8 protein-coding genes and 1 pseudogene are annotated in these 7522 nt (G+C 74.6%); 4 read left to right on the top strand and 5 right to left on the bottom strand.

All coding sequences use genetic code 11. The annotated features are described in order from the left end of the window. Nucleotides 1-671, top strand: a pseudogene (locus AB0J67_RS37725) (hypothetical protein); the annotation flags it as partial. A 91-nt stretch (nt 672-762) separates the two neighbouring features. Next, nucleotides 763-1662 carry an aminotransferase class IV gene (locus AB0J67_RS37720; protein ID WP_363490033.1) on the top strand — a complete coding sequence of 300 codons (900 nt, stop codon included), beginning with the start codon at nt 763-765 and terminating at the stop codon, nt 1660-1662. A gap of 34 nt (nt 1663-1696) precedes the next feature. Here AB0J67_RS37720 and AB0J67_RS37715 read toward each other — a convergent pair whose 3' ends face one another. Next, on the bottom strand, nt 1697-2461 hold the full coding sequence (locus AB0J67_RS37715; RefSeq protein WP_363490031.1) for a class I SAM-dependent methyltransferase: 765 nt from the start codon (nt 2459-2461) through the stop codon (nt 1697-1699). A 67-nt stretch (nt 2462-2528) separates the two neighbouring features. Beyond that, nucleotides 2529-3239, bottom strand: coding sequence for an HAD family hydrolase (locus AB0J67_RS37710; RefSeq protein WP_363490029.1), 711 nt, complete (start codon nt 3237-3239; stop codon nt 2529-2531). 129 nt (nt 3240-3368) lie between these two features. On the opposite strand from AB0J67_RS37710, the gene AB0J67_RS37705 reads away from it, so the two are divergent. Together AB0J67_RS37705 and AB0J67_RS37700 are read left to right on the top strand one after the other, a co-directional pair. Next, nucleotides 3369-3989 carry a cysteine hydrolase gene (locus AB0J67_RS37705; protein WP_363490027.1) on the top strand — a complete coding sequence of 207 codons (621 nt, stop codon included), beginning with the start codon at nt 3369-3371 and terminating at the stop codon, nt 3987-3989. Nucleotides 3990-4030: 41 nt separating this feature from the next. Next, a complete protein-coding gene (locus AB0J67_RS37700) occupies nt 4031-4471 on the top strand; it encodes a hypothetical protein (RefSeq protein ID WP_363490025.1) in 441 nt (146 codons plus the stop codon). Between the two features lie 59 nt (nt 4472-4530). On the opposite strand, the gene AB0J67_RS37695 is transcribed toward AB0J67_RS37700, so the two are convergent. The 3 genes from AB0J67_RS37695 to AB0J67_RS37685 all read right to left on the bottom strand — a co-directional run bounded on the left by AB0J67_RS37695 (nt 4531) and on the right by AB0J67_RS37685 (nt 7343). Next, entirely contained in the window at nt 4531-5421 is an 891-nt protein-coding gene (locus AB0J67_RS37695; RefSeq protein WP_363490023.1) for a PHB depolymerase family esterase, read from the bottom strand. Nucleotides 5422-5499: 78 nt separating this feature from the next. Continuing rightward, entirely contained in the window at nt 5500-6141 is a 642-nt protein-coding gene (locus tag AB0J67_RS37690) for a response regulator transcription factor (RefSeq protein WP_363490021.1), read from the bottom strand. Further along, nucleotides 6138-7343: a histidine kinase gene (locus tag AB0J67_RS37685; protein WP_363490019.1), complete on the bottom strand. Its 1206-nt coding sequence runs from the start codon at nt 7341-7343 to the stop codon at nt 6138-6140. Before AB0J67_RS37685 ends, AB0J67_RS37690 begins: the two co-directional genes overlap by 4 nt. Between the last annotated feature and the right edge of the window lie 179 nt (nt 7344-7522).

The following is a 7522-nucleotide window of genomic DNA, read 5'->3' as shown; positions in this document are numbered from 1 at the left end:
GAGTCGACCAGCGACGACGCCATCTTGACCTCCTGCGGGCGCAGCTTCACGTCCTTGCGCACCCGGTGGCGATGGCGCCGTACCCGCCGGAGGTCTTCGCCGGGCCCGACCCGGCCGCGGACGTCGCCCGGGACGCGGTCGCCGCACTGCGGCGCGAGCATCCGGGCACCGGCGTCAGCCTGCACGGCACGAGCCGGTCGCTGTCGCGGGCACTGCAGCGCGAGGCGGGCCAGGCGGCCATGCTGGTCACCGGGCGTGACCCGGCCGACGTACGCGGCACCGCCCGGCTCGCCGGCCGCGCCGGGGTCCCGGTGCTCACCGTGCCCGCGACACGGGTCGAACCCGGCGCACCGGTCGTGCTGGCCGGCACCGGCACCGCCGCGGCGGCCCCGGCGGTGGCGTTCGCCTTCGCCGAGGCGGCCACGCGCGGGGTCCCACTGCTCGCCTGCGACCTTGCCGCCCGCGACGGGGACCCGTTCACCGCGGACGTCGACTCGGCCGCCGCGCACTTCCCGGCCGTCGACGTACGCCGCGAGCCGCCGCCCGACCTCACCACGCCCGGCACGGCGCTGCTGGTGCTCCAGGCGCCCGCCAGGCGCGACCGCGCGATGCTGGCCGGACTGCTGCGCGACGCGCCCTACCCCGTCGCCACCGTGCCCGCCGCCCGCTGACGCGGCGCCGAATGCCGGCCGGTGACCCGGTGCGGGCCCGGCCGACCGGCACATGATCTCCTTGGGACGCCGACGTCACGAGGAGATCGCCATGCTTCAGCGCTACGACGCCCGCAACGCCGACCTGCGGTACTGGGTGAACGGCGTCCTGCGTCACCGGGACGAGCCGGGGATCTCCCCGTTCGACTCGGTGGTGCAGGGCGGTGACGCGGTATGGGAGGGGCTGCGCCTCTACCAGGGCCGCATCTTCGCGCTCGACGCGCACCTGGCCCGGCTGCGCCGGTCGGCCGCGGCGCTCGGCTTCGCCGACGTGCCCTCCGACGACGAGATCACCGCGGCGATCACCGCCACGCTGCGCGCCAACGAGATGACCGACGGGGTGCACCTGCGGCTCACCCTGACCCGCGGCGTCAAGGTCACCAGCGGCATGGACCCGCGGCTCAACCAGTCCGGCTGCACGCTGATCGTGCTCGCCGAGCACAAGGCGCCGGTGTACGACACGAGCGGGCTCAAGCTGGCCACCTCCAGCGTGCGGCGGCCCGGCCCGGACGTGCTCGACCCGAAGATCCACCACAACAACCTGATCAACTCGATCCTGGCGAAGATGGAGGCCACCCTCGCCGGGGCCGACGACGCGCTCATGCTCGACGGGCGCGGCTTCGTCGCCGAGACCAACGCCACCCACCTGTTCGCGATGATCGGGGGAGTGCTGGCCACGCCGCGCACCGTCGCCTGCCCGGAGGGCATCACCCGGGCGACCGTGCTGGTGCTGGCCGCGCAGGCCGGGATCGAGGTGGACGTGCGCGACGTGTCGCTGGCCGAGATGTACTCCGCCGACGAGGTGTTCTGCACCGGCACCATGGGCGAGATCGCGGGCGTCACCGAGATCGACGGCCGGGTGCTCGGCGGCGGCCGGATCGGCCCGGTCACCAAGCGACTCGCCGAGATCTACCAGGCCCACGCCCGCAGCACCGGCACGCCCGTGCTCTGATCCCACGCTCGGGCGGGACCGGTGCCGCCGCGCGCTACCGGTCGCTGCGCCGCGCCAGGTGGACGATGATGTCGGCGTCGATCTCGACCGTGTCCGGCAGCACCCGCAGGATCCGGCGGTAGATCTGATCCTGCGTGGCCGCGGGCAGCACCAGGTAGGCCGAGATCGTGGACAGGTGGCCCACGTAGTCGCGGGCGCTCATCGTCAGCCGCCGCTCGATCACGGACTGCCGCACGTCGGTGAACAACGCCGTGCGCTGCAGCTCCGTGCCCGGCCACTGCATGGGCTCCTCCGGCGGCGTCCCGTCCGGGGAGGGGATGTCGTCGCTGTCCAGGAACGGCGCGCGGGCCGCCTGCACGGCTTCCTCCACCGCCGGGTCGGCCAGCCGGACCGGGCCGCCACACGAGGCGAACACGCCGCCGGGCTCCAGCAGCGCGGCCATGCGCGGCCACCGGCCTTCCGGGCTCGTCCAGTGCAGCGCCGCCGCCGCGTAGACCAGCCCGTAGCGCTCACCCGGCGCCAGCTGCTCGAACGCCGCCCGCACGGTGGTGACGGCCGCCGGCACGTACTTGCGCAGCTCGGCGAGCATCGCCGCGTCCGGGTCGGTCGCGGTGACGGTGACCCCGCGCCGGGCGAACAGGCGCGTCGCCTTGCCCGTCCCGGCGCCGATCTCCAGGGCGGTCCGCACCGGCCGGCCCGCGTACGCCATCACCAGGTCGAAGAGCTCGTCGGGATAGCCCGGCCGGAACCTCTCGTATGCCTGCGCCATGGTGCCGAAGCTCAGCGCGCGTTCAGCCATGCCGGGCATCCTGACACGATCCGCGCCGCGGCACGATCGCGTTTCGGCGCAGGCGCGGGCCGGCGGCTCAGGCGGTGATGCGGTGGGCGTGCAGCTCGGCGTAGTACGGCTGCGCCGCGTCGACCAGGTGGCGCAGCCGGTCGGGCACCCGCGCCGGGGACGGGTCGTACGCGGTGAACCCGGTCGACGCCTCGACCGAGGCGTACCAGTGCGGCGCCCACACCCCGTCGGTGTCGCGCGGGCCCGGCGCCCAGCTCAGCATCGCCGGGTCCCAGCCGATGCCCAGCGCCGCGCACAGCTTCGACAGCACCCCGGCCGGGTCGCGCAGCAGGTCGGCGGCGTCCACCACGGGGCCGCCGTGCGCCCGGAAGATCTCGGACTGCTGCGCGTAGCCCAGGTCGGCCAGGGTCGGCTCGCCGCGCACCTTCGCGTACGACGCCACCACGTGCGCCGGGTCGCGGATCAGGTACGCGTTGGCCAGCTCGCCGAGCCACTCGCGGCCCACCTCCGGCAGCAGGTGGTGGGTCATGTGCTTCTGGTAGTACACCCCGATCCCGCCCGGTAGCGGGCCGGTGAGCCGGGCGGTCACGTCCTGCCAGCGCTGCGGCTGGGCGGCCAGCACGTCGTCGCGGCCGGGGTGGTCCAGGCCGGTCGCGGCCAGGTAGAACGCGTACAGCGGCTCGTCGACCACCAGCGTGTCCGGCCGGGCGCCGAAGCTGCGCATCAGCGCGGTGGACACGTTGCGCGGCCCCGACCACATCGCCACCCGCGTCACCATCGCCGCCTCCTCGCGTCCGCACCCCGGGTTCCGTGCGGCAGCGTACCCACCGGCCGGGCCGGGTGAACCGGCCCCACCGGCCCACGGGCGGACGTAGGCTCGGGTGACCTGCGTTTTCGGGGGACGGGCATGGTGGCGTACGACAGCGGCAGCACCGGTCTGATCATCACGGACCCCTACAACGACTTCATCAGCGAGGGCGGCAAACGCTGGCCCCAGCTCAAGGACGTCGCCGAGTCGGTCGACCTGATCGAGCACATGCGCCAGATCGTGGCCGCCTGCCGGGCCGCCGGGATCCGGGTCTTCTACTCCCGCCACCGCCGCTGGCAGCCCGGCGACTACGAGACCTGGCGCAACGCCACGCCATACCTGCAGCGCGCCGCGGGCATCCAGCTGTTCGCGGTCGGCACCTGGGGCGGGCAGTGGCACCCCGACTTCGAGCCGCAGCCCGGCGACGTGCTGCTGCACGAGCACTGGGCGCAGAGCGGGTTCGCCAACACCGACCTCGACGTGCAGCTCATGCAGCACGGCGTCGACAAGCTCATCCTCATCGGGCTGATCGCCAACACCTGCGTGGAGTCCACCGCCCGGTTCGGCATGGAGCGCGGCTACCACATCACGCTGGTACGCGACGCGACCGCCGCGTTCAGCCACGAGGCCATGCACGCCGCCCACGAGATCAACGGCCCGACCATCGCCAACGAGATCACCGACACGGCCGCCCTGCTCCAGGCACTGCGCGCCGCCTGACGGGGCATCGTCCGCGCCCGCCGTCCCGTAGCGTGGCGCGGATGGACACGCAGACCGCACCGTCCGTCGCCCGCCGCGGCGCGCTCGTCGTGATCGGGTTCCAGTACGCCTTCGTCGTGCTCTTCGCGTTCGGCGCGCTGGTGCCGCTGCTCGCCGCGGCCGTGGCCACGGGCGACTACGCCGGGCTCGCCGACCCCGGGCTGGAGCGCTACGGCGACCCGAAGGACCACCTGCCCGGCAGCGCCTGGAACCCGCTGCTGTGGATCGTCGTGATCGGCTACGTGATGGTGCTGTACGGCGTGGCCGTGCCCCTCGGGCTGCTCACCGCCGCCGCCGGCGCGATCCACGTCGCGGCCCGGTGGCGCGACGTGAGCCGCGGCGTGCGCGCCTGGGAGCTCACCGGCACGGTGCTCGCGGCCGCGGTCGCCGTGCTCATGCTGACCCCCTACGGCGTCCAGCTGCGCTACTGGCTGCTGGACTGACCCGGTCGCCGGGCACGCACGCAGCCGTACGCGCGTGCCCGGACGAAGCCGCCCACGGGTCAGGACCGGGTGTGCTGCTTGAAGAAGTCCCACATCGCGTCCGTCGCGGGGACGGGGCTCTCCGGGTAGGTCATCGGCCCGCCGTTGGCGCCCGGCCAGCTGTGCCCCATCGCCGCGATGTCGTAGATCACCAGCACGCTGCCGTCGGCGCAGCGCAGCTGCTCCCGCTTGACCCCCTGGGTCATGCGCGGCCCGTTCTTCGGCCAGAGCTCGCAGGCCAGGCGCTCGCGCCAGGCGTTCAAGCCGGACGTGAACTGAGCGTGATACCGGTCCAGCCCGCCGATGAAAGTGATCATCGAGACGGGCCTGGTCGGCCGGTACGCGCCGTCGTTCAGCGCCCGGCCGCCGATGCCGCCGCTGACCGGCGCGACCGCCGCGAACACGTCGGACAGCTCCACGGCCAGCCGGACCGACATGTCGCCGCCGTTGGAGATGCCGGTGGCGTAGACGCGGGCCGGATCGGCCTTCCACCGCTGCACCACTCGCGCCACCAGCGTCCTGATCAGGCCGACGTCGTCCTCGCCGCCGCAGCAGATCAGCGCGTTCATGCCACCCGCCCAGCCGTCGGGGTAGAGGACCAGGAAGCCCTCCTTGTCCGCCTTGGCGTTCATGCCGCTGGTCGCGGCGACCTCGGTGCCGTCACCCGGGTACGCGTGCATGACCACCACCAGCGGCAGCGGGCGGCTGCCGTCGTACGACGGCGGGGCGTGCACGGTGAACGTGCGGCGCTTGCCGTTCCACTCGGTGCTCAGCCGGTGGTCGCCCGGGCCCGGCTGCTCCACCACCTCCGGCGCGGCGCTCGCACCGCTGCTCGGCGCGGGCTCCGGGGCGGGGGACGGGTCGCAGCCGGCCACCACCCCCAGCGTGGCGAGGGCGAGGACCGCGGGCATCCGGCGCAGACGAGACCTGATCACACAATGTGGACGCGGATGACCGCCACCCGGGTTGCGCCCCGGATGAGCCGCCGTTCAGCCGGGCTCGCCGCTCGCCGCGTACACGGCGAGCTGGACGCGGTTGGCCGCGCCGGTCTTCGCCATCAGGTTCGCCACGTGCGTCTTGACCGTCGTCACGCCCAGGTGCAGCCGCGCCGCGATCTCGGGGTTCGACATCCCGGCGCCGACCAGGCCGAGTACCTCGCGCTCGCGCTCGGTCAGCCCCGCCGGTGCCGGTGCGGGCGCCCGCGCCCCCTGGGTGCGCACGGCCTGGTCGACCAGGCGGCGCAGCACGGTCTGGCTGAACGGGCTGTCGCCGGCCGCGGCGCGGCGCACCCCGTCGAGCAGCTCACCCGGGCTCGCGTCCTTGACCAGGAACCCGCACGCGCCCGCGGCCAGCGCCGGATACAGGTGGTCGTCGTCGTCGAACGTCGTCAGCACCACGACGCGGGCCGACGGGCGCTGCGCCAGGATCCGGGCCGTCGCGGTCGTGCCGTCCACCCCGGGCATGCGCAGGTCCATCAGCACCACGTCCGGGTGCAGCTGCTCGGCCAGCCGTACCGCGGCCGCGCCGTCGGCCGCCTCGCCGACCACCTCCATGTCCGGCACGGACTCGCACAGCATGCGCAGGCCAGCCCGCACCAGCTGCTGGTCGTCGACGAGCAGCACCCGGATCACACCGCACCCCGCAGCCGGCCCGCAGCCGAGGGAGCACCCTCAGCCCTCGGGGCGATCGCCCCGGCGTCCGCGGCATGGGCGGGGATGCGCGCCCGCAGCAGCCAGCCGTCACCGGTCGGACCCGCGTGCAGCACGCCCCCGAGCACCTCGACCCGCTCCCGCAGGCCGACCAGGCCGTACCCACCACCGCCCGCGCCCGCCGCAGCCGTGCGTCCGCCGGAGTCGGCCAGCTCGAACACGACCTGGTCGCCGTCGACCCGCACGCACAACCGGGCCCGCGTCTCGGTGCCCGCATGTCGGGCCACGTTGGCCAGGCCCTCCTGGGTGAGCCGCAGCAGGGCCAGTGCCGTACGCGCGTCCAGCCGCACCACCGCGGGGTCGATCTCGGTCTGCACGGTCAGGCCCAGCCCCCGGCTGCGGTCCACGACCGCGTCCAGCGCCACCGGCAGGCCCTCCGGGTCCACGAACAGCACCCGCCCCGCCGCGTCCGGGTCGCGCAGCACGGTCACCAGCCGCCGCAGGTCGGCCAGGGCCGCCGTGCCGGTGGCGTGCACGTCGTCGAGCACCTGCCGGGCCCGCGGATCGGCCAGCGGCAGCACGTCACGGGCGACCGCGGTCCGCAGCACGATCGACGCGACGTGATGCGCGACCAGGTCGTGCAGCTCGCGGGCGATGCTGGTGCGCTCCTCGGCACGCACCCGCTCCAGGTCGCGGTCGGCGCGTTCGGCGGCCTGCCGGTTCAGCTCGGCGAGCGCCCGCGCGTGCAGGCCCAGCAGCAGCGGCCCGGCCGTCGCCGCGAGCGCCCCGTAGGACACGGTCGCCACGCCGCCGAGGAACTCGTCCAGGTCGGAGAAGACGTGCCCGGCCAGGCCCAGCAGCAGACCCACGGCGATCCGCCGGCCCCGGCGGCGCGCCGCGAGCTCGAACAGCGCCCAGGCCAGCCCGACGGTCGGCACCGAGTCGTCGTGGCCGCCGACGAACCCGCCGAGGCCGGTCAGTGCCGCCATCACGCACACCGCCGCGAACGGCCACCGGACGCCGACATACCCGAGGACCAGCACGGCGATCGCCAGCACCAGGTCGGCGGTGTTCAGCGCGGCGCCCTCCGGGGTCAGCGTGAGGTAGCCGACGCCGCTCAGCCCGACGACGGTGAGGCGGACCGCCGTGTAGCGCTCCTCGAACAACCGCCCCACCCAGCGCATGCGCGTCATCCTAACCGGACGGTGGGACGCATGGTCCCCATGCGCTGCGTACACCGGACGCCCTCCCGAGGTCACCGGGCGCGACCGGGCCGGGGACCCGTGGCGGCGGGGCGACCGCCACGGTGCCGGATCTCGACGATCTTGCGAGATGCCCGTCCCGCCCCCGGCGGGCTGCCCGG

It is taken from the genome of Catellatospora sp. NPDC049609 (assembly GCF_040675365.1).
GTDB lineage: Bacteria > Actinomycetota > Actinomycetes > Mycobacteriales > Micromonosporaceae > Catellatospora.
This window is presented reverse-complemented; position numbering and strand designations above follow the sequence as displayed.